The 25,192-nt window shown below is 62.6% G+C and carries 27 protein-coding genes; 20 read left to right on the top strand and 7 right to left on the bottom strand.

All coding sequences use genetic code 11. The features are described 5' to 3' along the window. Positions 1–43: 43 nt before the first annotated feature. Together ACP15N_RS06920 and ACP15N_RS06915 are read right to left on the bottom strand one after the other, a co-directional pair. On the bottom strand, positions 44–751 hold the full coding sequence (locus ACP15N_RS06920; protein WP_425091487.1) for a substrate-binding domain-containing protein: 708 nt from the start codon (positions 749–751) through the stop codon (positions 44–46). 55 nt (positions 752–806) lie between these two features. After that, positions 807–1,508 (bottom strand): FadR/GntR family transcriptional regulator, encoded by a 702-nt coding sequence (locus ACP15N_RS06915; RefSeq protein ID WP_425091486.1) that lies wholly within the window; start codon positions 1,506–1,508, stop codon positions 807–809. Positions 1,509–1,644: 136 nt separating this feature from the next. Between ACP15N_RS06915 and ACP15N_RS06910 the strand changes: the two genes are divergently transcribed. The 10 genes from ACP15N_RS06910 to ACP15N_RS06865 all read left to right on the top strand — a co-directional run bounded on the left by ACP15N_RS06910 (position 1,645) and on the right by ACP15N_RS06865 (position 11,592). Continuing rightward, positions 1,645–2,343, top strand: coding sequence for a fumarylacetoacetate hydrolase family protein (locus ACP15N_RS06910; protein WP_425091485.1), 699 nt, complete (start codon positions 1,645–1,647; stop codon positions 2,341–2,343). A 6-nt stretch (positions 2,344–2,349) separates the two neighbouring features. Beyond that, the gene (locus ACP15N_RS06905; RefSeq protein WP_425091484.1) at positions 2,350–3,384 is read left to right on the top strand and encodes an ABC transporter substrate-binding protein; all 1,035 of its coding nucleotides are present in this window, start codon (positions 2,350–2,352) and stop codon (positions 3,382–3,384) included. Position 3,385: 1 nt separating this feature from the next. Continuing rightward, a complete protein-coding gene (locus ACP15N_RS06900; RefSeq protein WP_425091483.1) occupies positions 3,386–4,141 on the top strand; it encodes a sulfite exporter TauE/SafE family protein in 756 nt (251 codons plus the stop codon). A 79-nt stretch (positions 4,142–4,220) separates the two neighbouring features. Further along, positions 4,221–5,213 carry a tripartite tricarboxylate transporter substrate-binding protein gene (locus ACP15N_RS06895; protein ID WP_425091482.1) on the top strand — a complete coding sequence of 331 codons (993 nt, stop codon included), beginning with the start codon at positions 4,221–4,223 and terminating at the stop codon, positions 5,211–5,213. A gap of 52 nt (positions 5,214–5,265) precedes the next feature. Further along, on the top strand, positions 5,266–5,793 hold the full coding sequence (locus tag ACP15N_RS06890; RefSeq protein ID WP_425091481.1) for a tripartite tricarboxylate transporter TctB family protein: 528 nt from the start codon (positions 5,266–5,268) through the stop codon (positions 5,791–5,793). Continuing rightward, positions 5,786–7,300, top strand: coding sequence for a tripartite tricarboxylate transporter permease (locus ACP15N_RS06885; protein ID WP_425091480.1), 1,515 nt, complete (start codon positions 5,786–5,788; stop codon positions 7,298–7,300). Before ACP15N_RS06890 ends, ACP15N_RS06885 begins: the two co-directional genes overlap by 8 nt. Continuing rightward, entirely contained in the window at positions 7,297–8,556 is a 1,260-nt protein-coding gene (locus tag ACP15N_RS06880; protein WP_425091479.1) for an LVIVD repeat-containing protein, read from the top strand. The genes ACP15N_RS06885 and ACP15N_RS06880 overlap by 4 nt, the downstream gene beginning before the upstream one ends. Continuing rightward, positions 8,553–9,029 carry an OsmC family protein gene (locus tag ACP15N_RS06875; protein ID WP_425091478.1) on the top strand — a complete coding sequence of 159 codons (477 nt, stop codon included), beginning with the start codon at positions 8,553–8,555 and terminating at the stop codon, positions 9,027–9,029. The genes ACP15N_RS06880 and ACP15N_RS06875 overlap by 4 nt, the downstream gene beginning before the upstream one ends. Continuing rightward, complete coding sequence (locus tag ACP15N_RS06870) at positions 9,026–9,484, top strand: (2Fe-2S)-binding protein (protein ID WP_425091477.1); 459 nt, start codon at positions 9,026–9,028, stop codon at positions 9,482–9,484. The genes ACP15N_RS06875 and ACP15N_RS06870 overlap by 4 nt, the downstream gene beginning before the upstream one ends. Next, positions 9,481–11,592 carry a molybdopterin cofactor-binding domain-containing protein gene (locus ACP15N_RS06865; protein ID WP_425091476.1) on the top strand — a complete coding sequence of 704 codons (2,112 nt, stop codon included), beginning with the start codon at positions 9,481–9,483 and terminating at the stop codon, positions 11,590–11,592. Before ACP15N_RS06870 ends, ACP15N_RS06865 begins: the two co-directional genes overlap by 4 nt. Before the next feature lie 61 nt (positions 11,593–11,653). Here ACP15N_RS06865 and ACP15N_RS06860 read toward each other — a convergent pair whose 3' ends face one another. Further along, the gene (locus tag ACP15N_RS06860; RefSeq protein ID WP_425091475.1) at positions 11,654–12,427 is read right to left on the bottom strand and encodes an anti-sigma factor family protein; all 774 of its coding nucleotides are present in this window, start codon (positions 12,425–12,427) and stop codon (positions 11,654–11,656) included. Then, positions 12,424–13,041, bottom strand: a complete 618-nt coding sequence (locus ACP15N_RS06855; protein WP_425091474.1) for an RNA polymerase sigma factor — start codon at positions 13,039–13,041, stop codon at positions 12,424–12,426. Before ACP15N_RS06855 ends, ACP15N_RS06860 begins: the two co-directional genes overlap by 4 nt. Before the next feature lie 162 nt (positions 13,042–13,203). Between ACP15N_RS06855 and ACP15N_RS06850 the strand changes: the two genes are divergently transcribed. The 3 genes from ACP15N_RS06850 (at position 13,204) to ACP15N_RS06840 (ending at position 15,625) form a co-directional block, all read left to right on the top strand. Continuing rightward, positions 13,204–13,479 carry a hypothetical protein gene (locus ACP15N_RS06850; RefSeq protein WP_425091473.1) on the top strand — a complete coding sequence of 92 codons (276 nt, stop codon included), beginning with the start codon at positions 13,204–13,206 and terminating at the stop codon, positions 13,477–13,479. 312 nt (positions 13,480–13,791) lie between these two features. Then, the gene (locus ACP15N_RS06845; protein ID WP_425091472.1) at positions 13,792–14,715 is read left to right on the top strand and encodes a jacalin-like lectin; all 924 of its coding nucleotides are present in this window, start codon (positions 13,792–13,794) and stop codon (positions 14,713–14,715) included. Between the two features lie 325 nt (positions 14,716–15,040). Beyond that, positions 15,041–15,625, top strand: coding sequence for a hypothetical protein (locus ACP15N_RS06840; RefSeq protein WP_425091471.1), 585 nt, complete (start codon positions 15,041–15,043; stop codon positions 15,623–15,625). 34 nt (positions 15,626–15,659) lie between these two features. On the opposite strand, the gene ACP15N_RS06835 is transcribed toward ACP15N_RS06840, so the two are convergent. Further along, complete coding sequence (locus ACP15N_RS06835; RefSeq protein ID WP_425091470.1) at positions 15,660–16,325, bottom strand: alpha/beta hydrolase; 666 nt, start codon at positions 16,323–16,325, stop codon at positions 15,660–15,662. Then, complete coding sequence (locus ACP15N_RS06830) at positions 16,322–17,245, bottom strand: ring-cleaving dioxygenase (protein ID WP_425091469.1); 924 nt, start codon at positions 17,243–17,245, stop codon at positions 16,322–16,324. The genes ACP15N_RS06835 and ACP15N_RS06830 overlap by 4 nt, the downstream gene beginning before the upstream one ends. 195 nt (positions 17,246–17,440) lie before the next feature. Here ACP15N_RS06830 and ACP15N_RS06825 point away from each other — a divergent pair, with 195 nt between their 5' ends. The 7 genes from ACP15N_RS06825 (at position 17,441) to uvrC (ending at position 24,111) form a co-directional block, all read left to right on the top strand. Beyond that, positions 17,441–18,376, top strand: coding sequence for an ABC transporter ATP-binding protein (locus tag ACP15N_RS06825; RefSeq protein ID WP_425091468.1), 936 nt, complete (start codon positions 17,441–17,443; stop codon positions 18,374–18,376). Then, entirely contained in the window at positions 18,373–19,134 is a 762-nt protein-coding gene (locus ACP15N_RS06820; RefSeq protein WP_425091467.1) for an ABC transporter permease, read from the top strand. Before ACP15N_RS06825 ends, ACP15N_RS06820 begins: the two co-directional genes overlap by 4 nt. Before the next feature lie 91 nt (positions 19,135–19,225). Then, complete coding sequence (locus tag ACP15N_RS06815) at positions 19,226–20,023, top strand: S49 family peptidase (RefSeq protein ID WP_425091466.1); 798 nt, start codon at positions 19,226–19,228, stop codon at positions 20,021–20,023. Next, on the top strand, positions 20,024–20,200 hold the full coding sequence (locus ACP15N_RS06810; RefSeq protein ID WP_425091465.1) for a hypothetical protein: 177 nt from the start codon (positions 20,024–20,026) through the stop codon (positions 20,198–20,200). Further along, positions 20,201–21,157 (top strand): calcium/sodium antiporter, encoded by a 957-nt coding sequence (locus ACP15N_RS06805; RefSeq protein ID WP_425091612.1) that lies wholly within the window; start codon positions 20,201–20,203, stop codon positions 21,155–21,157. A 10-nt stretch (positions 21,158–21,167) separates the two neighbouring features. Next, positions 21,168–21,962: an SDR family oxidoreductase gene (locus ACP15N_RS06800; RefSeq protein WP_425091464.1), complete on the top strand. Its 795-nt coding sequence runs from the start codon at positions 21,168–21,170 to the stop codon at positions 21,960–21,962. 286 nt (positions 21,963–22,248) lie between these two features. Continuing rightward, the gene (gene uvrC / locus ACP15N_RS06795) at positions 22,249–24,111 is read left to right on the top strand and encodes an excinuclease ABC subunit UvrC (protein ID WP_425091463.1); all 1,863 of its coding nucleotides are present in this window, start codon (positions 22,249–22,251) and stop codon (positions 24,109–24,111) included. Here uvrC and ACP15N_RS06790 read toward each other — a convergent pair. Continuing rightward, positions 24,084–24,908 carry a cobalamin B12-binding domain-containing protein gene (locus tag ACP15N_RS06790; protein WP_425091462.1) on the bottom strand — a complete coding sequence of 275 codons (825 nt, stop codon included), beginning with the start codon at positions 24,906–24,908 and terminating at the stop codon, positions 24,084–24,086. The genes uvrC and ACP15N_RS06790 overlap by 28 nt on opposite strands. Positions 24,909–25,192: the final 284 nt, after the last annotated feature.

Here is a 25,192-nt window from a genome sequence, read left to right as displayed (position 1 = left end):
ACCCAAGGGGCCTCTGCGCCACCACTCTCGCGCGCATGCCCCCTTACTCCAGGCCGCTTTGCTTCAGGAGGCTCCGCGCCTCAGCTGATTGAAGAAACTGCATAAGGCGTTTCGCTCCGGCAGGCGGTCTGGATGTGCGCGTGCGCGCTGCGCCATACGCGGTCTTGTTCGCCAGCCCATCGGGCAGCGGGCCGACAAGGCGCAGGCCAAGATGCTCAAGACGCTTTATCTCTGTAACCTGTCCGAAGGCGAGCGCGCGACTTGAAACGGCGGAGACGAGCTCTTCCATAACGGCCCGACCGGTCTCCGGCCTGACCGTACGCTCCGCGAGTTCGTTGCTCAGGCCAAGGGTCTCGATCATTGTCTCGATGTAGGTTCCGCTGGACGCGCGATTGTAGATGACCGGGTCAGCCCTTCGCAGCGCCGCGCGCACAGTATCCGGCGAACACAGGTTTGGCGCGTCCGATCCGTGCCTGACCGCCACACCCACCGCGATAGAGCCGAGCGGGATCGACGTCTCCCGCATGCAAGCCGCTGCCACAGGGCCTTTTGCAAATGCGCACTGGGGCGCGACCACAATGTCGTAGGCAGACCCGCCGTCCCCGAGGCACTTTTCAATCCCGGGGGCCGTGGCGAACTCAATATGACACGCATCACCGGTGCTTTGCGCATATGCCGCGACACAAAGGCGAAGACCGGTTCTGAGGGCTCCTGCGCTCAGGACATGAATGTCGCCGGGGCATGGTGTCATGCGAAGCGGTCAGTGGCGGCATGCACGCGAAGGGTTGCGCTCAAGGCGCGCATCCCTACACCTCGCCGAAGAGCCGCGCGGCGACCGATCCAAGATGCTCTTTCATCGCGCTGTGCGCGTCCACCGGATTGCGCGCGGAGATTGCGGCAGCAAGGCGATCATGCTCGGCAAAACTGGAATGATCGCGGGGCGGTCTTGCGGTGGTGCGCACAACGGCGCTCCAGGCCACGGCCCGGCGGACCTGATTGAGTTGTTCGAACAGCTCCAGCAGCAGGACGTTGCCCGTGGCCTCCGCAACGGCGCGGTGCAGAAGATCGTCCGCGGCTTCGTAGGCGTCCCAATCCACGGCCTCTCGCGCACCATCGCGCGCGTCGAAGAGCCTTCTAACATCCGCTTCCGAGGCATTGATCGCGGCCTCCCGTGCGATGGCCGGCTCCAGCGACAGGCGGGCCCGCATCACCTGATGGGGCGTGACTTTGGACGCCAGGTCCGCCAGCCGACCGGGGCGCGCAACGCCGGACGGTGCGGCGATGAAGGTCCCCTTGCCGACATGGCGCCAGATGCGTCCGTCATGTTCCAGGGCATCCAGTGCCTTGCGCAGCATGGACCGCGACATGCCCAGCCTGACCATCAACTCGCGTTCCGGGGGCAGGCGGTCGCCGGGATTGAACCCCTGCGTTTCAATGAAATCTACAAGGATACTCCGCGCCTCGACGCGGTCAGCCGTTTCGTGTTTCGACAGGGCTATGTTTTGCATTGGTCGATCATTTTGGTTGAATTGGTCAAAAATAACGGTAAGCTGCGACAAAATGCAACATAAATTGCGACAATAAGCCAAATTGGTCAGATTGGTTCGAACCCAATCGTCGGTTGCGCAGTCAGGGGAGAGACTTATGGACGGGACCGCCAGACAATTCGCTATCGAGCGTCCACCCGTGGTGGCGTTGCCGATCGCAGGATCGGATCAACTCTTTCCCGTGCGCCGCGTCTACTGCATCGGCCGGAACTATGCCGCGCACGCGATCGAAATGGGGCATGACCCCGACCGCGAGCCGCCGTTCTTCTTTCAGAAGAATCCCGACAACCTCAGCCCCAGCGCGGAGTTTCCGTACCCGCCCAAGACCAACGATGTGCACCACGAGGTCGAGGTTGCTGTCATGCTCGCATCGGGTGGGCGCGATATTCCGGTCGCGCATGCACTTGAACATGTCTTCGGTTACGCGCTGTCACTCGACATGACCCGCCGTGATCTGCAAGGCGCGCAAAAAAAGATGGGGCGGCCATGGGAAATCGGCAAAGCGTTTGAGGCATCGGCCCCGGTCGGTCCGATCCACCGCGTTGCCGAGGTCGGGCACCTGTCCGAAGGGCGGATCACGCTGAAGGTGAACGGTGAATTGCGCCAGGATGGCGACCTGAACCAGATGATCTGGAAAGTGCAGGAACAGATCGCCTATCTGTCGGAGTATTACGAACTGGCACCAGGGGATGTTATCCTGTCCGGCACACCGTCGGGCGTGGGGCCGGTCGTGCCGGGCGACGTGATGGAAATCGCCGTCGAAGGCCTTGGCGCAATGTCGGTCAAAGTTGTCTGAACCGCGATGCCGGGCGCGGTTATCTCAGAAAAGGCAACGTCGCAGGCGGCAGGGGCGCTCGAACTGACGCTGGCCACGTGGGACCATGACCGTGTGATGGCGCTTCATGACGGACGCGTGACCCTCCCGGAGGTGACGTTCCGAAGTGTTGTTGAGCCCACGTCGAGGCTTTTCCCCGCCGCCGTTGGCCCGGCCCCGCACGACATAACCGAAATGTCGATTTCCAGCTTTGTGATGCAGGTGTCCCGCGGGGTTGGGGAGTATATTGCCATCCCCGCCTTCGTCAGCCGGGCCTTCCGGCATTCCGGGTTCTTCGCGCGCAAGGGGGCTGGGATACGGAGCCCGGCGGATTTCGCCGGCAGGCGCATCGGCGTCCCCGAATACCAGATGACCGCCGCGCTGTGGATGCGCGGGTTGCTGTCTGACGACTACGGGGTCGATCCTGCGAAGGTGCATTGGCGCACGGGCGCGCTCGATCACGGCGTGCGCCGGGAGCGGCTGGACCTGGCCTTGCCGGATGGCATGATCGTCGAGCCGATCGCCGGGGGCGAAACACTGCAAGACCTCCTGCAGGCGGGCAAGATTGACGGGCTTCTGGCACCGAAGCCGCCCAGGGCATTCCTTGAGGGTGACGACCGTTTCGTCCGGCTCTTCCCTGATTTCGAGGCCGCGGAACGCGACTACCATGCACGGACCGGGTTCTTTCCGATCATGCACGTGATCGGCCTGCGCAAGACCCTTGCCGATCAGTATCCCGATCTGCCGCGCAAGCTTTACGATGCGTTCGTCGATGCAAAGACCCTCGCCATCGAAAGGTTGCGACAGGTCTGGCTGGGCAACGCGAACCGCCTGACGCTGCCGTGGCTGAATGCGAGCATGGAACGCACCCTTGCAACACTTGGCCACGACTACTGGAGCTACGGATTCTCGGCAAACCGTGTCGAACTCGACGCGATCTGCCGCTACTCGGTGGAGCAACATCTGGCGGCGAGACGGGTGACACCCGAGGATCTGTTCCACCCATCCGTGCTGGAGACCTGAGATGACCGCGGAGTTGTTTCATGCAGGGCTCGGCTGGCCGATCGCACTGACCCTGATCGCGGCCAGCTTTCTCGGCTCGTTCATCACCGTCGCCTTCGGCATCGGTGGCGGCCAGGTCATGCTCGCGGTCTTCGCGACGCTTCTTCCGGCAGCCGCCATCATTCCCGTCCATGGTCTCGTCCAACTCGGGTCAAACGCGGGGCGCACCGCACTGACATATCGTCACCTGAAAACCGGTGTCGCATCGCTCTTCGCCGTGGGCGCGCTGATTGGCGTGGGCCTCGGGACGCTGTTCTTCGTGCAGTTGAACCCGGCGGCCATACAGATCGGCGTCGGCCTCTTCATCCTGTGGTCGATCCTCTTCAAGCCGCCAGCCTTCATGCGCCGATCCGCGGGAATTGCCGGGGCGATCTCCAGTTTTCTGACGATGTTTTTCGGAGCCACCGGCCCGTTCGTGGCCGCATTCGTCACGTCCTTGCGACTTGGCAAGATGAGCCATACCGCAACCCATGCAACGCTGATGACCATCCAGCATACGTTGAAGACCGTGGCATTCGGCTTTCTGGGGTTTGCGTTCTCGCTTTGGGCCGGACTGATCGGTCTGCTGATCGCATCGGGGTTTCTCGGCACCATTGTCGGTCGGCGTGTCCTCGTCAGGGTCGACGAGCATCGCTTCCGGCTCATCCTGAACGTCATTCTTACGCTGCTCGCCGCGCGCCTGATTTACGCGGGAACAGCGGATTTCTTAATCACCTGAACTGAGAGGAAGTCGAGCAACGCATTGAAATAAAGGGTGGAAAAGACACCAGTTTTGTCTCTAGGAGGAGGAAGACAACATGAAAAGACTTGACCGCAGGGGGTTCCTGAGAACCAGCGCCGCTGCCGGCACGTTGGCACTCGCAGCGCCGGGTATTGCCCGGGCGTCGGCCTATCCGGACCGCAACATCAACGTGATCATTCCGACGCGCGAAGGCGGCGGGGCGGATCGTAACTACCGCGCCTTTACCAGCATCTGGAAGCAAAAGCTGGGCACCGATTTCGAACCGGGCTTTTTTCCCGGAGCGTCCGGGCGCGTGGGCTACGAGGTTTACATGGGCAAGAACGAGCCCGATGCCTACAGCCTGATCTTCGGCAACATGGGACCCGAAGTTCTGAACTGGGCAATGCAGCCACCGACCTTCGACATAGATGATTACTTCTATTTCGGTCGCGTCGACACAGACCCGTGCTGTCTGTTTGTCGGTGCCGAAAGCCCGCTCCAGACGATGGATGACATCATCGCCGAGGGAAAGAAACGCGTGCTCAACGTCGGGACGAGCCGGATGGCGCATCCCGCATCTATCGGTCTGCTGGCTCTTGGTGACGAGACCGGCGCACAGTTCAACCTGATCCCGCTCTCGGGTGGCCGAAACACCGTGGCCGGTGCCGTCACCGGCGAGGTGGACTTCTCGGTCCTGACGTCCGGATCGGTCATCGCGGCTGGCGACGCGGTCAAGACGCTCCTGATCTTCGGAGAAAACCGCGTGGGCGAGCGGCTCAACAACGCGCCCAACATCAACGACGCCTATGGCATGGACCTGCCTGAGATGCTGTCGGCCCGTGCCTTCGGCATCCACAGGAAAGCTGCCGACGATCATCCAGATCGTCTTGAGATCCTGCAGCGGACATTCCGTGAAACCTTCGACGATCCGGCGTTGCTGGATGCCTATGTCGAAGCCCGCGGCACGCCCGAATACCTGAACTTCGGCGGTGTCGAGGAATGTGCAGCGTTCAAGCAGGCCATGCTCGAGCTCGGTGCGCGTTATCGGCCGCTGCTGACCGGCGCATAAACCTGCCGACACGGGGCGGCGGCCAAATCGTGCCGCCGTCCGTTCCCTTTCAATGACTGGTCTGGCCATGAAACCCGAAAAAAGCGCAAGCCCCCGGCAACTCGGTGGTGAGCTCGTGATCCCCGTTCTGGCGGTCGTGTTCACGATCTACTACTTCACGACGATCTGGAATTCGCCCTGGACTGCCCAGGTCAGCGCGTTTCTGGTCGGAGGCGTACTGTTGCTGACCTGCGGCATCTTCGTGATCCGCTGCGTCCTCTGGCTCGCGCGCGGTGAAGGCACGCTGGGGTTTGCGAACCTCGTGAACAAGGAAGATATCCGCACCGGCAGGCTCGGGCTTTTTGCGACCACCATCGGCTTCTGCCTGCTGATTGAACCGCTCGGGTTCACGCTGACGACATTCCTTTTTCTGCTGGTCAGCATGACTGTACTCGGCAAGGCGCGGCGCATGGGGCTTGTCGTGCTTCTGTCCGCGGTCATCTCGCTGATCGGGTGGGCGGTGTTCATACTTGCCTTCGACACGCGGTTCCCCCGTGGCGTTTTTGAGACCTTCATGCAGGCGATGCTGTCCAATGGGTGAAACGGCGACACTTCTGACAGAGGTCTTCTTTCAGACCATCGGTTACTGGTGGGTGATCGTACCCACCATCTTCCTCGGTCTTATCGTGGGCGGCATCCCGGGGTTCTCGGCCGCCAACACGATCATCATCCTCATGCCCCTGACGCTCGCGATGGACCTGCAAACCGGCATCGTATTCATGGTCTCGCTCTATTGTGCGGCGCGCATGGGTGCCGGGATCCCCGCGATCCTGGTCAATATCCCGGGCACGGCCGGGGCCGCGGCAACCCCGCTTGATGGCTACCCGATGGCCAAGGCGGGCAAAGGCCAGCAGGCACTGTCGATCTCGTTCGTGGCTTCCTGCATCGGCGGGCTTCTGACAACGCTGATCGCCCTTGCAACCATGCCGCTTCTGGCGCGGGTCGGGTTCTACATGCATTCGGTCGAGATGATCGTGGTCATGCTGTTTGGCATCTCGCTCATCGCGGCGATCGCAGCGCGCGACATGCTGAAGGGCCTGATTGCCGGGTTCTTCGGATTGATGATCGGGTCAATCGGCACGGATGTGGTCTACGCCACACCCCGCGGCACGATGGGCTTTCTGGAATTGTATGATGGCGTGCCGCTGATCCCCGCGCTGGTCGGGCTTTTCGCGGTGAGCGAGGCGTTCATCATCATCGAAAAGCGGATGATCATCAGCGAGGATGCCGAACCAAAACATCCCAACTGGCACGATACCGTCGAAGGCGCGCTGACGGCATTGAAACGCTGGTGGCACATCATCTGGACGTCGCTCATCGGTCTGGTCATTGGCGTTGTGCCGGGGGCGGGGGCGTCCATCGCAAGTTTCGTCGCCTATCAGCAGTCGCGCACATTCTCCAAGACGCCCGAGCGCTACGGCACCGGCCATCCCGAGGGACTCATCGCGCCCGAAAGCGCCAACAATGGCGTCACCTCGGGCACGCTTGTGCCGCTGCTCGTGCTGGGCATCCCCGGCGGTGCCACGGCGGCGATCATGCTTGTGGTGATGCAGTTCCACGGCGTCAGCTTCGGCCCGACCCTGTTCGAGCGGAACCCCGAGGTCGGCTACGGCATGTTCATGGCCATGGCGATCAGCTACCTGATCATGTTCCTGACGATCCTGCCGCTGTCGCGCTACATGAGCCACGTGACGACCGTGCCCACGATCTACCTCGCGCCGCTGATCATCTCGTTCACGCTGGTGGGTGCATTCGTGCCGCGCGAATACATGTTCGATCTCTACCTTGCACTGGCCTTCGGCGTGATCGGTTACATCGCGCGGCGAACCGGGTACCACGTGGCCGCAATCCTGATCGGGGTTATCCTCGGCCCGCTACTGGAACGCTACTTCCTGCTGGCGCTCAGAAAGTCGGGCGGGGATGTCACCGTGCTCTTTTCGTCAACGATCGGAAACATCCTCTGGGTCGGACTCGTCGCCTCGCTTGCACTCCCGGTCCTAATGCAATGGCGCAGAAACCGTCAGAACCGGGAGGTCGCAACAGAATGAAGCGTGAAATCGAATATCAGTTGGCACGGAACGTGCGGCGCCTCGGGGGGCTCGAAATAGAAGGGGGCGGCCAGGTCGTCGTGCAGGACGGATACGCGTTTGTTGGCCACATGAAACCACCGATGGGCACATCAATCATCGATGTGCGCGACCCGTCCAACCCCACAGTCGTCGCGCATGTGGCGCCACCGGACGAGTGGTCGCACACCCACAAGGTTCGCGTGGCCGGCAATCTCATGATCACCAATGTCGAGCAGGACCGCCGCCACTTCCTCAGGAAGGGCCAGCGCATCGCCGGTCTTCGCAACGAAGGCCATGACGACGCGGCGATTGCCGAGGCCCTTGGCGTAGAGCTGTCTGACATCGCGGTTCTCGAAGACGCTCTGGAGCGCGGGTATCATTCCGGCGGCTTCCGGGTTTGGGATATTTCCGACAAGAGCGCGCCGAAGCTTCTGTCCTATGTCAGAACGCACGGGTTCGGGGTCCACCGGTTCGATATGGACGAGAACTACGCGTACATCTCCACCGAGATGGACGGCTACGTGGGCAATATCCTTGTGGTCTATGATCTCGCGGACCCCACCAACCCGGTCGAGGTCTCAAGGTGGCACATGCCGGGCCAGCATCTGGCGGGGGGCGAGACACCGACCTGGACAGGCTATGGCAACCGGCTCCACCACGCGATGCGGGTGGGCGATGAGTTCTGGGCCGCTGTCTGGCATGCCGGGATCCGTGTGCTGGACGCAAGTGACATCACGAAACTCAAGACTGTTGGCAGCTACGTTTTCCCCAAGGCGATCCCGGAACCGACGCACACCATTATGCCCATGGAAAGGCGGGTGGATGGGCGGCGCTACGCGCTCGCCATTGACGAAGAACACGCGCACCAGCCGGGACGCTTGCATGGCTTTCTCTGGGTCATGGACGTTACCGACCTGAAGGCCATGGAGCCTGTTGCCGCATGGGATCTGTCTGAGCGCGCGTGCCCCTGGGTGGGTGAGCCCGGGGTGCGGTTCGGCGCACATCAGTATCGCGAGAAACTCGATGGGACACTGGTTTATGCCACCTGGTTCGCAGGCGGACTGCGCGTTCTGGACCTGACAGACCCGCTATTGCCGGTCGAAGTGGCCCACTACATGCCGGAGTTTCCCGAAGGCCGCGCGCCGCAATCAAACGATGTGGACGTGGACGAAAACGGCTTGATCTACTTACTCGACCGCGTGCGCGGTTTTGACATTCTGGAGATGTCCTCATGAAAGACGACCTGCTTCCCCCCAGCGTGGACCCCAACAAATCGGCAATCGGCATCCGGCGCGTCAGCGCCCGGAACGAAGCCTCGACGCGCACGGTGATGATGGTGCGTGACCATGTTCTTGTCACCGACGAGAAAGGCACCAACACCGGGCCGACCCCGCTTGAGATGTGCCTGTCATCCTTGCTGGGATGCGAGGGCGTCATCATCAACCGCTGTGCGGAGGCGATGAAGTTCGAGTATTCGGCGGTCGATATCGATGCCGATGGCGAGGTGGACCAGCGCGGCAGTCGCGGTGTGCAAGGGGTCAGGCCCTACTTCAACTCGGTCCGGCTGCGCATCCGGGTCCATACCGAGGAAACGCAGGATCGCTTTGACCGTCTTGCGCGCAATGTCGAGTATCGCTGCCCGGTCATGAACCTGTTCCGGTCGGCAGATGTCGCACTTGATGTCACGTGGGAGAAGGTCGCTCCGTGACCCTGACGCTTCGCATCAATGGCGCGGAGCACGAGATTGCCTCGGACCCGGACACACCGCTCCTGTTCGTGCTCAGGAACGAGTTGAAGCTCAAGGGGTCAAAGCTCGGCTGCGGTCTGGAGCAGTGCGGGGCCTGCGCCGTGTTGGTCGACGGTGTTTCGCAAATGACGTGCAACGCGCCAACCGCCAGCTTCGAGGGGCAGGAGATCGTCACCGTCGAGGGGCTCTCGGACACGAGGGTTGGACGCCGCGTGCAGGACGCGTTCGTGCAAGTGAACGCGGCACAGTGCGGGTATTGCACAGCCGGACTTGTCGTCGCGGTCACCGCGCTGGTGGCCAAAGGTGTGCCCGAAGACCCGCAGGCGGTGAAAGCGGCGCTCGCGCCCCATTTGTGCCGATGCGGCTCCCATCCCCGCGTTCTGCAAGCCATCGAGATCGCGCGCGATCAGACATGAGCATCGAAGAGCACCCCAGACTTTCCGACTGGCTCGCCATCGATGCAGGCAAGTTGTGGCTGCGCACCGGCAAGGTCGACATCGGTCAGCGTGTATCGACCGCGCTTGTGGGGGTCGCGCAGTCGGAACTGGCGCTTCCGCTTGACCTTATCGATGTCGAACCGGTGCGCACGGGGGCCAGCCCGGACGAGGGCATGACCTCTGGCAGCAACTCGATCGAACAATCAGGCCGCGCCGTGCGATTGGCCTGTGCCACGCTGCGCGAAGCCATCATCGCGCGCGTGGTCGAACGCGTGGGCGGTGCGCCGGAAGACTGGCAGGTTGACGAAACGGGGGTGTCCGGGCCCGGCACCAACCGACCTCTGCCCCTGCTGGATCTGGCAGCGGATGTCGACTTGGATATTCCGATCCGGAAAGACGCGAAAGTCGCGCGTCCCGGCGCTGCCGAAGCCCTGCCCATGCGCGGTCTGCGCGACCTTGTAACCGGCGCGTACAGGTTTCTTCAGGACCTCGACGTGCCGGATATGCTGCACGCCCGCGTCGTGCGCCCGCCCCATGCCAAGGCGCGGCTTAAGACCCTGGACGATGCGGCTGTATCCGGGCTCGAAGCCCGTGGCCTCCGCGTGATCCGCGACGGCAGCTTCCTTGCGGTCGCCGGACCCGAAGAATGGTCGGTGATCCGGGCCGCGGCGCGGCTGTTCACCACCACCGATTGGGACATGGGCGAAGGGCTCGACCCGGGCGATGTCGATGAGGTGTTGCGCCCTGGGAACGCGATCCGCCTGAACGTCGAAGACGGGGTGCCGCAGATGGGCGGTGTGATCCCGGACCCGCTGGCGAACCCAGATTACTCCGCACGCTACACGCGCCCCTTCACCATGCACGGGTCGCTCGCGCCTTCCGCAGCCATGGCCCTGTGCGACGGCAAGTTCCTCAGGATCACCACGCATAGCCAAGGGGTCTACGTCTTGCGGGACAGTATTGCGGAGAGCCTTGATCTGGCACCCGAGGCGGTCGAGTTGACCTACATGCCCGGTTCGGGATGCTACGGCCACAACGGGGCGGACGATGCGGCCTACGATGCAGCACTGATCGCCCGGGCCTTGCCGGGCAAGCCGATCCTTCTGAAATGGACGCGGGACGATGAACATGCGTGGGAGCCGTTTGGCCCGGCGAGTGCCGTGGATATGGCGGCCCGACTTGCGGAGAATGGCGATCCGGAGGCCTTCTCGGCCGACGCCATCGGCGGCACCTTTCGCGGGCGTCCGCGCAGCGGCCCGGACCGGGCGGGGCCTGCCAAGCTGCTCGGGAACCATTTCAAGGCCGCGCCCATCGGGCCGCACCGAGCTGTGCCGAACATGAACCGGCACGGCGGACTGCACCGGAACCTGACCCCGATCTACGACATCCCGCAGATGCGCCTTGTCAAAAACTTGATCCCCGAGGCTCCGCTGCGCAGTTCGGCGCTTCGCTGCCTTGGCGCCGCTCTGAACGTTTTTGCCATTGAAAGCTTCGTGGACGAGATCGTGCAGGACAAGGGCCTCGATCCTTTCGACTATCGCAAACGCAACCTGTCGGACGCGCGCGCCATCGCGGTGATCGACGCGCTGGAAAAGGACCTTGAAAGCCGCCCCAAACCTGCTGCCGGCGGGCGCGGCATTGCCTATGCGCAATACAAGAATGCCATGACGCGAGTCGCTGTCGCGGTGGACCTGACGGTGACCGACACTGCTCAAATCCGGCTCAGCGACGTGATCATCGTCGCCGATGCCGGGCGCGTCGTGGACCGTGACGGGCTGGTGGCACAACTTGAAGGCGGGTTTCTTCAGGCCGCAAGTTGGGCCCTCTACGAGGAAGTGACATGGGATCGCGACGGTATCACCTCGCGCGACTGGGACAGTTACCCTGTCTTGCGCTTTCCCGACGTGCCGAAGATCGATGTGGTCGTCTTGGATCGGCAGGACGAAAAATCGGTGGGGGCAGGGGAGGCCGCACCGGGCCCGACACTGGCAGCTATCGCCAACGCGGTGCATGATGCAACCGGCCTTCGCCTCAGGCGGTTGCCCTTCACGCCCGATGCGCTGACCAGCGCGGCACTTGAGAGTTGAGGCCGCATCGGGTCACGCGACCTTGTGTCTGGGCCGCGTGCATCGCAAGACCGGGGCGCTATCAGGTCTGGGTGGACGCAACATCTGCGATCGCGCGCAGGTCCCCGCGACCTTCATCCCCAACGAGGACGAAATTTCCATCGGCCCCGCCCCAGGTCACCATGTCGAAGCCGTCAATCGTGCGGTTCGCGAAGCCCTCGTTCGGGGTGTCAGACTGGATCAGACACAGCGCCACAACACCGCCCTGGGCGTCCGTGAACACAAGTTGCGAGACCGGCTTGCCCGCTGCCACCAACAGGCGTGCCCCCCGAAATGTAAGACCCTGCGCCGTCAGATCGGGGATGCGCACCTGTGCGCCCACCGTATTGGAAAGCCATGTCTCGATATGGGTGGCCTCGTCCGCGCCAACCTCTACCAGGTGGCGGGTCTGGGCCGCATACACCCGGTGGTAATCGGCCACCGCGTCCAGCCAGCCCGGCGCCGCAGCAACCTGCGGGACTTGGCTCGACCCTGCAAAATACCCTCCCGTACCACCGATTGCGAGGGCTGCAACCGTCGCCGCAATCGCCAGCCAGCCGTGTGGGGCCGGGGCCGCAGCCTCGTTCGCCGCGCCTGCGACCGGTGCACTGTGGATGGCTGCGGCCAGATCGAAGGGCACGGGGTCGTCCAGCATCTCGCCAAACGCCTTTTCGGCTTCCGCATCCGCCGCCATCAACGCCTCCAGATCCGCCTGCAACTGCGGATCGCGAGCCAGTTGGTCCTCGATATCCTGCGCCTCGGACCTGGACAGCTCTCCGTCCAGAAACGCGCTCAGTTTTTCGTCGTACTGGGTCACTGGTCCTCTCCTGCGGCCAGGGCGATCTCGCGCGCCAGCGCTTTTCGCGCCCGGTGGATCCGGCTCATGACCGTCCCGACCGGTATCTCGAACAACTCCGCAGCCTCGGCATAACTGTAGCCTTCGACTGACACGGTCAGAAGGATCGAGGCCAAGTCTTCAGGTAAGGCGTCGATCCGCCCGCGCAACTCCGTTGCCGCCAGCGCGTGTTCGCCGGTTTCCTGGCTGACCAACTCGGTGGTTTCCTCTGCGGGCACATGACCCTGCCCCAACCGTACGCCGCGCTTGCGCATTTCGCTGATCCACAGGTTGCGCGTGATCCGGAACATCCAGCGGTCCAACGGTTGGCTGCGGTCCCACTGATCTGCCCGGGACAGTGCGCGCAGGCAGGCTTCCTGAACCAGATCGTCAGCCTCCGCCACCGAGCGTGTCAGCGCGCGCGCAAAACGTCTGAGCCGTGGAAGCAGCGCAATCATGTCGCGCTTGAGATCGGTCGACAAGGCAAGCTCTCGCAAAGTCAGGATGAATATCGGAACGCCGTGCCACTTTTGTGCACCGCCATGCTCCATCATGCAATGTCGTTGGTCGACCCGGACCGACGGAAAACCGCTCATCACTACGCACTCCAAACTCTCACGTCACAAGGGTTACGCCCCGGGGGGCAAAAAAATTTCAACTTTTTTTCGCACTGCGTGAATAACCCGCCGGGCTGGGGCGTAGAGACTGGCAGTGAGGGACATTTCTCCACGTAACGCACATTGAAAAGGACGAATACAATGAACCGTCAGTTTATCTTGTCTATTGCCATCTTCGGCGTATTGGGAACAGCCGTGTGGGCGCAATCGGTGTCCAGCGAGTCCATTGAAACGAAGGCTATCGCAGCCGGGTATCAAACAGAGACCGCCCACCGCCGTGGCAGTGCGCGTCATGCCTCTTTCGGGGATGCTCTGCTCGACATCCGGGCCACCGCCTACAGGGGCCTCGAATGCGTTGAGCGTCGCCACGGGAAGTGCACGAAACTGCGCAAGATTACCGCGCCGGAGGTGCAGTAATGTCCCGCAAATTCATTGCTTTATGTGTCATTTTGGCCGTTGCCGCCTGTGAGCCGAGCGCGCCGTATTCAGTTTCGACCTCTTCTGTCTACGGAGCGCCGGATTATTGATCCCGCTGTCTCCGGGACGTGTGCGTAACGAGTTTTGGGCGATCATGAAATTGGACATGATCGCCCGTTTTGTTTTCACTGCGGCCCGCGCGAGGAAGAAATAACGATATTCATTCGGAATAATGCAGCGTTTAAATCCTAAATTTTAGAACCGCCTTGCGAATTCATTCAGATTTGAAAATGCAGAAACAGAGGACTTGAAATGACAATTGAAACACTTGCTTTTGGCGGCGAAGGCGGCGCCCCTTTTGACATTCAACCAGTCGCCTCCATCGGGTTCCGCACCCGTGCCGGTATCGCCGCAATGGATCTCAACGGCATGCTCTACGGTGCGAAAGGCGCAGACCCGGGTAGCACGCTCGTTCTTCAGACCGATGAGTACATCGCCAACATGGCCATCTACAGCGAGGACCGGGTCAACGGCATCCGACTGATGACGAACCACGGCAGAGGTCTCAGCGCGGGGACGTTCACCGGGCATGAGAAAAAGCTGACCGCGATCCGCGTCATCGGGTTGGGTGGGAACTGCGGTTCCGCGCTCGACAAGATCCGCATCCGGTATGTCAAGGCGCATACCGGTTCCCGCCTTGTGGACCGAGGGCGGCTCGCCGTGCTCGCCGTGATCCCGCAGGGTCGGAAGTTCGAGGCACCGATGTCGAACCGGATCGCGCATCTCGCGGCAGTGCGGCATCTGTCCCGAACAGTCTTCGATACGCCGCCCGGCGATAAAACCGGGCCGCTCCTGTCCGGCGCGAAGGCGGAGTTCATGGCCAGGACCAACGCCACCTTCGGGCTGTCCGTCACCAGCCAGATTGCCTTTGACGAACAGACGGCACCGGAGGTTGCACAAGGCCTGTGCGAACTCTATGTCCCGCCGCCCGGAATGCTCGGGCTTCAGGTTGTCGCGGTCGATGTATTCAAGGCGCACACTGCAGAGGGGCCGCTGTGGTTCTTTCCGGTGACCAGACCGTCCATCGTATCGGTTCCGGCCGGTGGCCGGGCGGCGTTGCAGGAAAATCTTTTCGATCTGACCGGGTCGCTCCAACGCTTTTTTCCGGACATGGCCAAGGCACACCGTTTGCGCGACGGCTATCACCACTACGAAACAGAGCCTGCGCTGGCCTGACCGGCGCTCAAACCAGAAAAAGGGGCGCCCCCGCAGAAAGGAGCGCCCGAGTTTACGCAGTGTTTGCATTTCGCACATATGCAGGTGGCGCGAAGACCTTTGAATAACTGGTCCTCTCCGGTCTTCGCGCCGGTCCGTCCGCCAGAGCGTCCGGACCACCATGAGTGGTGGCTTGACTGATATCGGTGATCTCAGCCGTTCGCGTTTGCGCTATCGCGCCGATGGTTTTCGAGTAAGCGCCAGTTCGCAGACGTTGCGTGAGTGTCTGATCCAGCTTAGTTTTTCGCGAATATCAGTCGGACAGGGGCAAAACATGTGGGCGAGCATGACGGACGGCGAACGGGCTGTCGCGGTTTTCACCGTCGGATATGTCGTCGCGGCGACCGTTTGGTTTCTGGTCAACGGCAATTACGAGTTCGTCGTTTATGTGATCACCATGGTGGTGTTAATTGGGCTGGTCGGCGCCAGTCTGCGTTTCGCCTCCTATCCTATCTCCATGCTCTGGGCGCTGTCGTTTTGGGGGGTCGCGCACATGGCCGGGGGCGGCGTGCCGGTTGATGGCAGTGTCCTGTATAACTGGATGGTGGTGCCGGTATTTCAAACCGAACTGATCCAGATCCTGAAATACGATCAGGTCGTGCATGCCTACGGGTTCGGCATCTCGGCCTGGGTGCTGTGGCACCTGCTGACCCACCACTTCCCGGACACGCGCGGCACATGGACGGCTTTCTATCTGCCGTTTTTCGGGGCCTGCGGCTTGGGCGCCACCAACGAGATTATCGAGTTCATTGCCGTGCTGTCCGTTCCGGACACGAATGTGGGTGGCTATTACAACACCGCCCTTGACCTGTGTTTTAACGCGGCCGGAGCCCTGATCGCGGTGATCCTTGTCAGGCGATCGTCGGGGTGACGGGCACGGCTCCGGAGGGGGGCCGCGCCCTTGGTCAGGTGTTGAGCCGCGCTCGCAAGGCCGCGACATCCGGAGCCAGGAGCCCATGTCCGGACCCGGGCGCCGTTTCCAGCCGCGTCGCCGCCCCAAGCCTGTCGAACACCGCCACACTGTCGCGCGCGCGTTTCAACGGGATATGCGGGTCATGCTCGTGCACGCTGACATAAACCGGCAGTCCCTCCAGCGTCGTGTCATAGGCAAAGGCCTTGTCCCCAAATCCGTATAGCGCGTCTTGCGGTGCACCGCTGTCGCCAGTGCCCACCAGCGCGCCGGACAATCCGAACACCGCGTGCAATCCGGCCCCGAACCGCGCGGCGTATTCCAGCGCAAGGCAGGCACCCTGGCTGAACCCGGCGACCGCAATCCTGTTGCGTGGCAGGCCGTCAGCCTCCAGCGTCGATACGGCGGCCTCGACCGCGGCAAGACCCGCTGCAAGCGGCGGACCCATCTGGGCCATCGGCGCCAGAAAGGAGGTCGGCCACCACGACCGGCCCGGCGCTTCGGGCGCAATCAGGGCGAGGTCGGGCAGGGCGAGTGCCTCGCCCAGGCCCAGTATATCCGCGGCAGATGCGCCGCGCCCGTGTATCAACACGAGCCCGGTTGTCGCACGCGCCGCGGGCGCGCCCCCGCGGATCAGGGACGCGCCGGTAGCATGGGTCATGCCGCACCCTTGAGCGGTGGCAGAACCCGCTCGATCCGGTCGCGCATGCCTTCGTACTTGGCCGGCAGCATCAGAGACTGCCCCATGGTTTCCACCGGCTCATCGGTGGCGAAGCCTGGCGGATCGGTGGCAATCTCGAACAACACGCCTCCGGGCTCGCGGAAGTAGATCGCGTTGAAATACTGCCTGTCGATCACCGGCGTAACCGAGTGACCTGCGGTCTGAACGGCCTCCTGCCACGCAAGCTGCGTGTCGTTGTCCTCCGCGCGAAACGCCACGTGGTGGATCGTACCGGCCCCGGGCCGGCCTATGGATGGCGCGTCCGACCGCATCAGGTCAACGACCGTACCTTTCGCGTCACCGGGGGCGGCCAACCGCAGCCGCTCGACCCCGTCGACGGTTTCCGAGCCACGGTCCTCGTACCCCATGACATCTGTCAACAGCTTGGCCGTGGGCGCCAGATCGCGCAGCCACAGGGTGACCGAATGGAACCCGTCCAGCGGATCGTCTGTGACGCGGTCGGTCTCGACCAGTTCCACCGGTGCGCCATCGGGGTCGCGCACGGTAATCACGCGGTGGCCGAAGCGCTCGGTCGGGCCGTCAAAGTCGATCGCCTGCTCGGCCAGCCGCTCCATCCAGCCGTCAAACTCGCCTGCGGGAACAGCATAGGCATAGGCGCTGGCCATACCCGGCCCTGCGCGACCCGGCCCGGCATCCGCGAAGGGAAAGAAGGTCAGGATCGTGCCCGGCGTGCCGGCATAGTCGCCGTAATACAGGTGATAGGTGCCCGGGTCGTCAAAGTTCACCGTTTTCTTGACCAGCCGTTGTTGCAGCACGCCGGTATAGAAGTCGACATTGGGCTGGGGCGGGCCGGATATGGCGGTGACGTGGTGAAGGCCGGGAATATGCGTCTTGGACATCTCATCCTCCTGGGTTTGAAGGGCAGGGGGGTCCTGCCGTTGCCCCGCTATTTAAACCCTTCGAGAATTCACACAATTCCGTGACGCCGCGCTGTTTCTGTGCAAAAACGCAGGGTGCTTCGCGCGGAAAACTCTCTGTTGCGCGCTCTCAATGCACCTTAGGTTGCGCCGCACACACCCCATAAAGGCCGCATCATGACTGACCCGATTGTCGAGATATCAAATCTCGCAAAGTCCTATCCGGACGGCTTCGTCGCCCTCAACGGTGTCGACCTGTCGATCAGACGCGGGGAAATCCTCGCGCTGCTCGGTCCCAACGGGGCGGGCAAGACCACGTTGATCTCCACCGTTTGTGGCATCGCCATCCCGACCTCCGGCACGATCCGGGTGGGCGGCCATGACGTGGTCGACGGGTTTCGCGCCGCGCGGCGGATGATCGGCCTCGTCCCGCAGGAACTGACGCTGGAGCCGTTCGAGACGGTGGGCGACACGGTACGGTTTTCCCGTGGGCTGTTCGGACAGCCGCGCGACGACGCCTATATCGAGACCATCCTGCGCGACCTGTCGCTGTGGGACAAACGCGACAGCAAGATCATCGAGCTGTCGGGGGGCATGAAGCGCCGCGTCCTGATCGCCAAGGCGCTCAGCCACGCGCCACAGGTCCTGTTTCTGGATGAACCCACCGCCGGGGTGGATGTGGAATTGCGCCGCGACATGTGGCGGGTCGTCGAGAAGCTGAAAGACGGCGGCACAACCATCATCCTGACCACCCACTACATCGAAGAGGCCGAAGCCATCGCCGACCGCATTGCCGTGATCAACAAGGGTCAGATCATGCTGGTTGAAGACACCGCCAGCCTGATGGCGCGCATGGGCCGGAAGGAGGCGCTGATCGACCTTGCCGCCCCGCTCAGCGCCATTCCCGATGCGCTGAAGCCCTACGACCTGAGCCTCAACGCGGATGGCTGCCAGTTGATCTACGCCTATGACACGAGCGCCGAGCGCACGGGTATCCGCCGACTGCTGAATGATCTGGACGCCGCAGGCATCGCCATGCGCGACCTGTCGACCCGGCAGAGTTCGTTGGAAGAGGTGTTCGTCCAACTGGTCCACGAGGGGGACGCGCCATGAACCTCATCGCCATCCGGGTCATCTTCCGCTACGAGATGAAACGGTTCTTTCGCACGATCCTGCAATCCCTGATCTCGCCGATCATCTCGACCTCGCTGTATTTCGTGGTGTTCGGCGCGGCCATCGGGTCCCGGATGGAGAGCATCGACGGCACCGCATATGGCGCGTTTATCGTGCCCGGTCTGATCATGCTGACGGTGCTGACGCAGGCCGTGTCCAACGCGTCTTTCGGCATCTATTTCCCGAAGTTCATCGGCACGATCTACGAAATCCTGTCGGCCCCGGTCTCTTCGGCCGAGATCGTGATCGGCTATGTCGGGGCGGCGGCCACCAAGGCGCTGATGATCGGGCTGATTATCCTCGCGACCTCGTTCCTGTTCGTGCCGCTGACCATCGCCCATCCGGTGTGGATGCTGGCCTTTCTGGTGCTGACCTGTGTGTCGTTCTCGATGCTGGGGTTCATCATCGGTATTCTCGCCAAAAGCTTCGAACAGTTGCAACTCGTCCCGCTGCTGGTCATCACGCCGCTCGTGTTTCTTGGCGGCAGCTTCTATTCGATCACCATGTTGCCGCCGGTCTGGCAAACCATCAGCCTGTTCAACCCCGTGGTTTACCTGGTTTCCGGCTTTCGGTGGTCGTTCTTCGGGACGGCGGATGTGCCGGTGTTGACCAGCCTGTTGGCGATAGCCGCCTTCACGGCACTCGCCTTTGGCGCGATCTGGTGGATTTTCCGCTCCGGCTACCGCATCCGGTCGTGATCCGCCGGGCGCGGCAGGCCCGCAACACTTATTTTCCGCGCGGGTCAGACGCGCCTTGTCGCCCCCTATGGCGGGGCTTACATGGCGCACCATGAAACGCTGGCTCCCCTTCGTCAAAAACGACCCGTCTGTCGCCGTTGTCCGCCTGACCGGCGCGATCGCCAGCGGCACGCGCGGCACGCTGAATGACCAGACGGCCGCACCGCTGCTGGAACGCGCCTTTCGCAGGGGCAAACCGCAGGCCGTGGCCCTTGTCATCAACTCCCCGGGGGGCAGCCCGGCGCAATCCTCGTTGATCGGGGCCCGCATCCGCCGTCTGGCCGAGGAAAAAGAGGTGCCCGTCTACGCCTTCGTCGAAGACGTCGCAGCCTCGGGCGGGTACTGGATCGCCTCGGCTGCGGATGAGATCTGGGTGGATGCCACATCCATCGTCGGGTCCATCGGCGTCATCTCTGCCAGCTTCGGCTTCCACGAACTGATGGCAAGACAGGGTATCGAACGGCGCGTCTACACCGCCGGCAAGGACAAGAGCATGCTTGACCCGTTCCGTCCCGAACGCGCCGAGGATGTGGAGCGGCTGAAAGCGCTGCAAGCTCAGCTGCATGAAACCTTCAAGACCCAGATCACGTCGCGGCGCGGGGCCAAACTGCCCGCCGACCAGGATCTTTTCACAGGCGAAGTCTGGATCGGGCAAACCGCCATCGACGTCGGACTGGCCGACGGGATTGGCCATGTCGTGCCGGTCATGAAGGACAAGTTCGGCGACAAGGTGAAATTCCGCACCTACGGCGCGCGCCGCAGCATGCTCAGCCGGTTTGGCCTGCGCCTCTTCGAAGATGCGATATCCACGCTTGAGGAGCGGAGCCTCTGGGCCCGCTACGGCCTCTGAATGATCCTCAAGATCGTGATGCTGTTTCTGGTGTTCATGGCCGTTCTGGCCATGTTCGGGAAACTGCGTGTACCGGGGGTCGGAAAAGTGGCGTTGAAAAAGCCCACGAAGTGCAAGTCCTGTGGGCGGTATCTGTTTTCGAACGATCCCTGCAGTTGCAAGAGCCGCAAAGGGTAACTGATGGATTTCGTCTTTGCGGCCCTCGGCCTCGTCATTCTGGTGCTGGCCGGGGACAGCCTTGTCAAAGGTGCAGTCAACCTTGCCTTGCGGATCGGCATTCCCGCCCTCATCGTGTCGCTGACAGTGGTGGCCTTTGGCACCTCTGCGCCGGAACTGCTGGTTTCGATCGCGGCGATCGAGGATGGCGCGCCGGGTCTCGCACTCGGCAACGTGGTCGGTTCGAACATCGCCAATATCCTGTTGGTGATCGGCGTGCCGGTCCTGATCGCCACCATCCACACCAACAATTGCGATACGCGCCGAAGTTACTTGCAAATGATGGCCGCCACGGCGCTTTTCATCGCGCTGTGCTTCTTCGGCCCGATCACGTGGATGCATGGTCTCGTGCTGCTCGGCGCGCTCGCCTTCATGCTCTTTGATGCCTTTCGGGAGGCTAAGGCCCATCGCGCAGCCGCCAACGGGGCGATGATCGAGGAGGAAGAGGACCTCGAAGGCGCAGACCCGGACATGCCGTGGTGGAAGATCATCCTGTTTCTGGTGTTGGGTCTCGTGGGCCTGCCGCTCGGGGCCGACCTGCTGGTCGACAGCGCGGTGAATATCGCCCGGGCCTTCGGCATCTCCGAAGAGGTGATCGGCCTGACCCTCGTCGCGTTCGGAACGTCCCTTCCGGAACTGGCGACCGTGGTCATGGCCTCGTTGCGCAATCAGGCGGATGTGGCGCTTGGAAACGTGATCGGCTCCAACATGTTCAACCTGCTGGCCATCATTGGCATTGCCAGTTTCGTCGGCCCGATCCCCGTTGCGGATGAGTTCCTGCATTTCGACCTGTGGGTCATGCTGGGCGCGTCGGTCCTGTTGCTGCCCTTCGCCTTTCAGAAGGCGAATATCACCCGCATGGTCGGTGTGGTCTTGACCGCGCTCTACGGGGTCTATCTCGTGATGCTCCTGAACTAGAGGGGCGTTCATGACAGCTTTGAAGATCGAAGGGGCCGCACTCGTCACCGGTGCCGGCAAACGGCTGGGGGCCGCCATGGCGCTGTATCTGGCCGGGCGGGGCCATGATGTGGCCGTGCATTACGCCAGCTCTGCGCAGGACGCCGAAGATGTTGCCGCACAGGTGCGCGCGATGGGCCGCAACGCAGTTGCCGTGCAGGCCGATCTTCTGGATGACGCGCAGACAGAGACGCTGGTGGAACGCGCCGCGGGCGCGCTGGGCCCGCTGGCGGTGCTGGTCAACAACGCGTCGATCTTCGAGTATGACACGCTCGCCACCGCCACCCGCGACAGCTGGGACCGGCACATGCAGTCCAACCTGCGCGCGCCGTTTCTGCTGACCCAGGCTTTTGCCGCGCAGGCACCTGCAACAAGGACGGATGCGAATGACGAGCCGCTGGCCTCGGGGCTGGTGATCAACATGGTGGACCAGCGGGTCCGCAAATTGACGCCCGAGTTCATGACCTACACCATCGCCAAGATGGGGCTCTGGGCCTTTACCCAGACCGCCGCACAGGCGCTGGCGCCGCAGATCCGCGTCAACGCGATCGGTCCCGGACCGACCTTGCGTGGCGGCCGCCAGTCCGAGGAACACTTCGCCAAGCAGCGCGCTGCCACCCTCCTGCAGCGTGGGGCCGATCCAGACGGCATCTGCGCCGCACTGGGCTATTTCCTCGACGCACCTGCGATCACCGGACAGCTTTTGTGTGTCGATGGCGGCCAGCATCTTGCGTGGGAAACACCGGATGTCGTCGGTGTGGAATAACCCGCGGTTTCTGTAGAAATCAGTCGCTTTGCGGTTGACTTGTCCACCGCTTTGCTAGGGGTCACAAATGTGTAATGATTCTGTGACGTTGAGACTGTTAAGCGCGCTTGGATTTAGGAATGCATGCGATTTCAATGACTTAAGGAGTTGACTGTTTTTTAGGCAAATTTAAGAAGTCCCCGGCCTACAAAGGGAAATTCCACTTGCCGCCAAGTTCTGCACAGACTTATCCACAGCCCCGGTTTGGCGTCTTTTCTCTGCCGCTCCAGCCTTTATTGTCGAACCCATGACCGAAACCGCAGCACCACCCAAGGGACACGATGTGATCCAGTCCTACCTGCGAACGCTGGATGCGTCGCCGGGGGTGTACCGGATGCTCGATGACCAGTCGCGCGTGCTCTATGTGGGCAAGGCACGCAACCTCAAGGCGCGTGTGTCCAATTACGCGCGGCCTTCGGGGCATTCGGGTCGCATTGCGCGGATGATTTCGGAAACCGCGTCGATGATGTTCCTTACAACGCGCACCGAAACCGAAGCCCTGTTGCTAGAACAGAACCTCATCAAGCAACTCAAGCCGCGCTACAACGTGCTGCTGCGCGACGACAAGAGCTTCCCCAACATCCTCGTCGCCAAGGACCACGCCTATCCTCAGATCCGCAAGCACCGTGGGCGCAAGGCGTCCAAGGGGGCGTATTACGGCCCCTTCGCGTCTGCGGGGGCGGTAAACCGCACGCTGAACCAGCTGCAAAAGGCGTTTCTGCTGCGCAACTGCTCGGACGCGATGTTCGAAAGCCGCACGCGCCCGTGCCTGCTGTATCAGATCAAGCGCTGCTCGGCCCCCTGCACCGGGTACATCTCCGAAGCCGACTATGCCGCCTCGGTCCGCGATGCCGAACGGTTCCTGTCAGGCAAATCGACCGATGTGCAGGAAAAACTGGCCAAGGACATGGCCGCCGCGTCCGAGGCGATGGAGTTCGAACGCGCCGCCGCCCTGCGCGACCGTATCCGCGCCATGACGCAGGTGCAGACGGCCCAGGGCATCAACCCGCGCACCGTGTCGGAGGCCGATGTGATCGCCCTGCACCTGGAGGCCGGGCAGGCTTGCGTGCAGGTCTTTTTCATCCGCGCCAACCAGAACTGGGGCAACCGCGACTTCTATCCGCGCACCGGGTCTGGCGCGGCGGAGGCCGAGATCCTCGAAGCCTTCCTGGGGCAGTTCTACGACGACAAGGATCCACCGCGCCAGATCCTGCTCAGCCACGGGATCGAAAACGCCGACCTGATGGCCGAGGCGCTATGCGAGAAACGCGGGCGCAAGGTGGACATCCTCGTTCCCCAGCGCGGCGAGAAGGCGGAATTGATCGCTGGTGCTGCACGCAATGCCCGGGAAAGTCTTGCCCGGCGCATGTCGGAATCCGCGGCACAGACCAAATTGCTGCGGGGCCTTGCTGATACCTTCGACCTTGACGGGCCACCCGCCCGGATCGAGGTATACGACAACTCTCATATCCAGGGCACCGACGCCGTGGGCGCGATGATCGTGGCCGGGCCGGAGGGCTTCGTGAAATCGCAATACCGCAAGTTCAACATCCGCGGCGATGACCTGACCCCGGGCGATGACTTCGGCATGATGAAAGAGGTGCTCAGCCGCCGTTTCAAGCGTTTGCTCAAAGAAGACCCGGACCGAGAGGGCGGCACATGGCCTGACCTTCTGCTGATCGATGGCGGGGCGGGGCAGGTGTCTGCCGTGGCCGATATCCTTGGCGATCTGGGGGTTGAGGATGTCCCCTTCATCGGCGTCGCCAAGGGCGTGGACCGCGACGCCGGCAAGGAGGAGTTCTATCGCCCCGGCGCCCGGCCCACTGCCCTCAAACACAACGACCCGGTGCTCTACTTCGTCCAGCGACTGCGGGATGAGGCACACCGTTTTGCCATCGGCACCCACCGGGCGAAACGCTCCAAATCCGTCTCGCGCACGCCGCTCGATGAAATCTCGGGCGTCGGCGCCACGCGCAAGCGCGCGCTGCTGGCGCATTTCGGCTCCGCCAAGGCGGTCAGCCGCGCCAACCTTGCGGACCTAAAGGCGGTGGACGGTATCTCCGAAGCGATGGCGCAAACCATCTACGACTTTTTCAACGCGCGGGGCTGACCCGCGCGCGCATGGGGCTGGCACAGGTCTTCAAGCAGGTCTTTGGCGGCTGCGAAATCCGCCGCCATGCCGTCCAGGGCCAGCAGCTTGAGCGTCTCTGCATCCCTGTCCACCACCGCCCCGCTGACAACGATCCGAATGGCCGGATCGTTCAGTTTCAGCGCGACCACGAGTCTAGACAGCGCCTTGATCGCACGCGTGCCTGCCGCTGACAGGCCGACGACAGGCGGTTCTCTCGCGCCAATCGCTGCCACAAGGTCGTCATGCGACAAGTCCACGAGCAGGTCGATCTCCCACCCGTCCTTGCGCAACAGATCAGCCGCCATGCGCACACCGAGCGTATGGGTCTCTTCCGGAACCGCGGCAAAAACGGCGGCTCGACGGGGGGAGGAAACCGGTGTCATGTCGTCGGTTTGCAGCGCATTCACGATGCCGAAAATCCGACTGGTCCCGAGCGTCACCTCGGCAAAGGTCAGCAGGTCCTCGTCCCACTGCGCACCCAATCTGCGGGCCGCACCGGCCAGAAAGCCCAGGTACACCCGGTCGACTGAAATGCCCCGTGCGCGCACGGCGCGAATATACTGCGCGCCGGCCTGCGGGTCCTCCGACAGCAGGGCCGCGCACAACGCCGCGATCTCGGCATCGGGTGGCGCGGCAAGGCGTTCGGCCGCCGCCCGCGCTGCCACGCGGTCAAGGACCTCGCGCGCCAGGGCTGTCACGGCATCTTCGGGAAGGCGGGATTTCAGCTCAAGAAGTCTGGCCTGCGCATCCCGGTAGCGATCGAGGTTCAAAGCCAAGTGCCGTACTCCCCATTGCGAACCCCGTGTCAGGTGCACGCATCTCCCCGCGCGGTCAGGCCAACCTGCGGCGTTATCCCCGCCGTGTCAATAAAAGCTGACATTGAAATATATATTTCAGGGTGACAGAAGCTGCCGTCCAACCGGGTCGCCCCGCAATGCAACAGCCCCTCGGACTGCAAAAGGCTACCTTTCCCGTTCCCGGCATTCTAGGCTTGGTGTGACCGCGAGGATTTGGTCGCAAGGTATTTTTGAAGGTGATCCAGACCCAGCTGCGTCGGGTC

This window comes from Tropicimonas sp. S265A, from assembly GCF_049800835.1.
GTDB lineage: Bacteria > Pseudomonadota > Alphaproteobacteria > Rhodobacterales > Rhodobacteraceae > Dinoroseobacter.
The sequence above is the reverse complement of the archived record's forward strand: the minus strand, read 5'-3'. Positions and strand labels throughout refer to the sequence as shown.

Bases quoted from the DNA above. Each gene is read 5' to 3' on its own strand.
- ACP15N_RS06825 (WP_425091468.1), top strand. From the start codon at position 17,441: ATGACTGACCCGATTGTCGAGATATCAAATCTCGCAAAGTCCTATCCG.
- ACP15N_RS06850 (WP_425091473.1), top strand. From the start codon at position 13,204: ATGAACCGTCAGTTTATCTTGTCTATTGCCATCTTCGGCGTATTGGGA.
- ACP15N_RS06815 (WP_425091466.1), top strand. From the start codon at position 19,226: ATGAAACGCTGGCTCCCCTTCGTCAAAAACGACCCGTCTGTCGCCGTT.
- ACP15N_RS06865 (WP_425091476.1), top strand. From the start codon at position 9,481: ATGAGCATCGAAGAGCACCCCAGACTTTCCGACTGGCTCGCCATCGAT.
- uvrC (WP_425091463.1), top strand. From the start codon at position 22,249: ATGACCGAAACCGCAGCACCACCCAAGGGACACGATGTGATCCAGTCC.
- ACP15N_RS06885 (WP_425091480.1), top strand. From the start codon at position 5,786: ATGGGTGAAACGGCGACACTTCTGACAGAGGTCTTCTTTCAGACCATC.
- ACP15N_RS06845 (WP_425091472.1), top strand. From the start codon at position 13,792: ATGACAATTGAAACACTTGCTTTTGGCGGCGAAGGCGGCGCCCCTTTT.
- ACP15N_RS06900 (WP_425091483.1), top strand. From the start codon at position 3,386: ATGACCGCGGAGTTGTTTCATGCAGGGCTCGGCTGGCCGATCGCACTG.
- ACP15N_RS06800 (WP_425091464.1), top strand. From the start codon at position 21,168: ATGACAGCTTTGAAGATCGAAGGGGCCGCACTCGTCACCGGTGCCGGC.
- ACP15N_RS06830 (WP_425091469.1), bottom strand. From the start codon at position 17,245: ATGTCCAAGACGCATATTCCCGGCCTTCACCACGTCACCGCCATATCC.
- ACP15N_RS06820 (WP_425091467.1), top strand. From the start codon at position 18,373: ATGAACCTCATCGCCATCCGGGTCATCTTCCGCTACGAGATGAAACGG.
- ACP15N_RS06840 (WP_425091471.1), top strand. From the start codon at position 15,041: ATGACGGACGGCGAACGGGCTGTCGCGGTTTTCACCGTCGGATATGTC.
- ACP15N_RS06835 (WP_425091470.1), bottom strand. From the start codon at position 16,325: ATGACCCATGCTACCGGCGCGTCCCTGATCCGCGGGGGCGCGCCCGCG.
- ACP15N_RS06890 (WP_425091481.1), top strand. From the start codon at position 5,266: ATGACTGGTCTGGCCATGAAACCCGAAAAAAGCGCAAGCCCCCGGCAA.
- ACP15N_RS06810 (WP_425091465.1), top strand. From the start codon at position 20,024: ATGATCCTCAAGATCGTGATGCTGTTTCTGGTGTTCATGGCCGTTCTG.
- ACP15N_RS06905 (WP_425091484.1), top strand. From the start codon at position 2,350: ATGCCGGGCGCGGTTATCTCAGAAAAGGCAACGTCGCAGGCGGCAGGG.
- ACP15N_RS06875 (WP_425091478.1), top strand. From the start codon at position 8,553: ATGAAAGACGACCTGCTTCCCCCCAGCGTGGACCCCAACAAATCGGCA.
- ACP15N_RS06915 (WP_425091486.1), bottom strand. From the start codon at position 1,508: ATGCAAAACATAGCCCTGTCGAAACACGAAACGGCTGACCGCGTCGAG.
- ACP15N_RS06910 (WP_425091485.1), top strand. From the start codon at position 1,645: ATGGACGGGACCGCCAGACAATTCGCTATCGAGCGTCCACCCGTGGTG.
- ACP15N_RS06895 (WP_425091482.1), top strand. From the start codon at position 4,221: ATGAAAAGACTTGACCGCAGGGGGTTCCTGAGAACCAGCGCCGCTGCC.
- ACP15N_RS06920 (WP_425091487.1), bottom strand. From the start codon at position 751: ATGACACCATGCCCCGGCGACATTCATGTCCTGAGCGCAGGAGCCCTC.
- ACP15N_RS06855 (WP_425091474.1), bottom strand. From the start codon at position 13,041: ATGAGCGGTTTTCCGTCGGTCCGGGTCGACCAACGACATTGCATGATG.
- ACP15N_RS06880 (WP_425091479.1), top strand. From the start codon at position 7,297: ATGAAGCGTGAAATCGAATATCAGTTGGCACGGAACGTGCGGCGCCTC.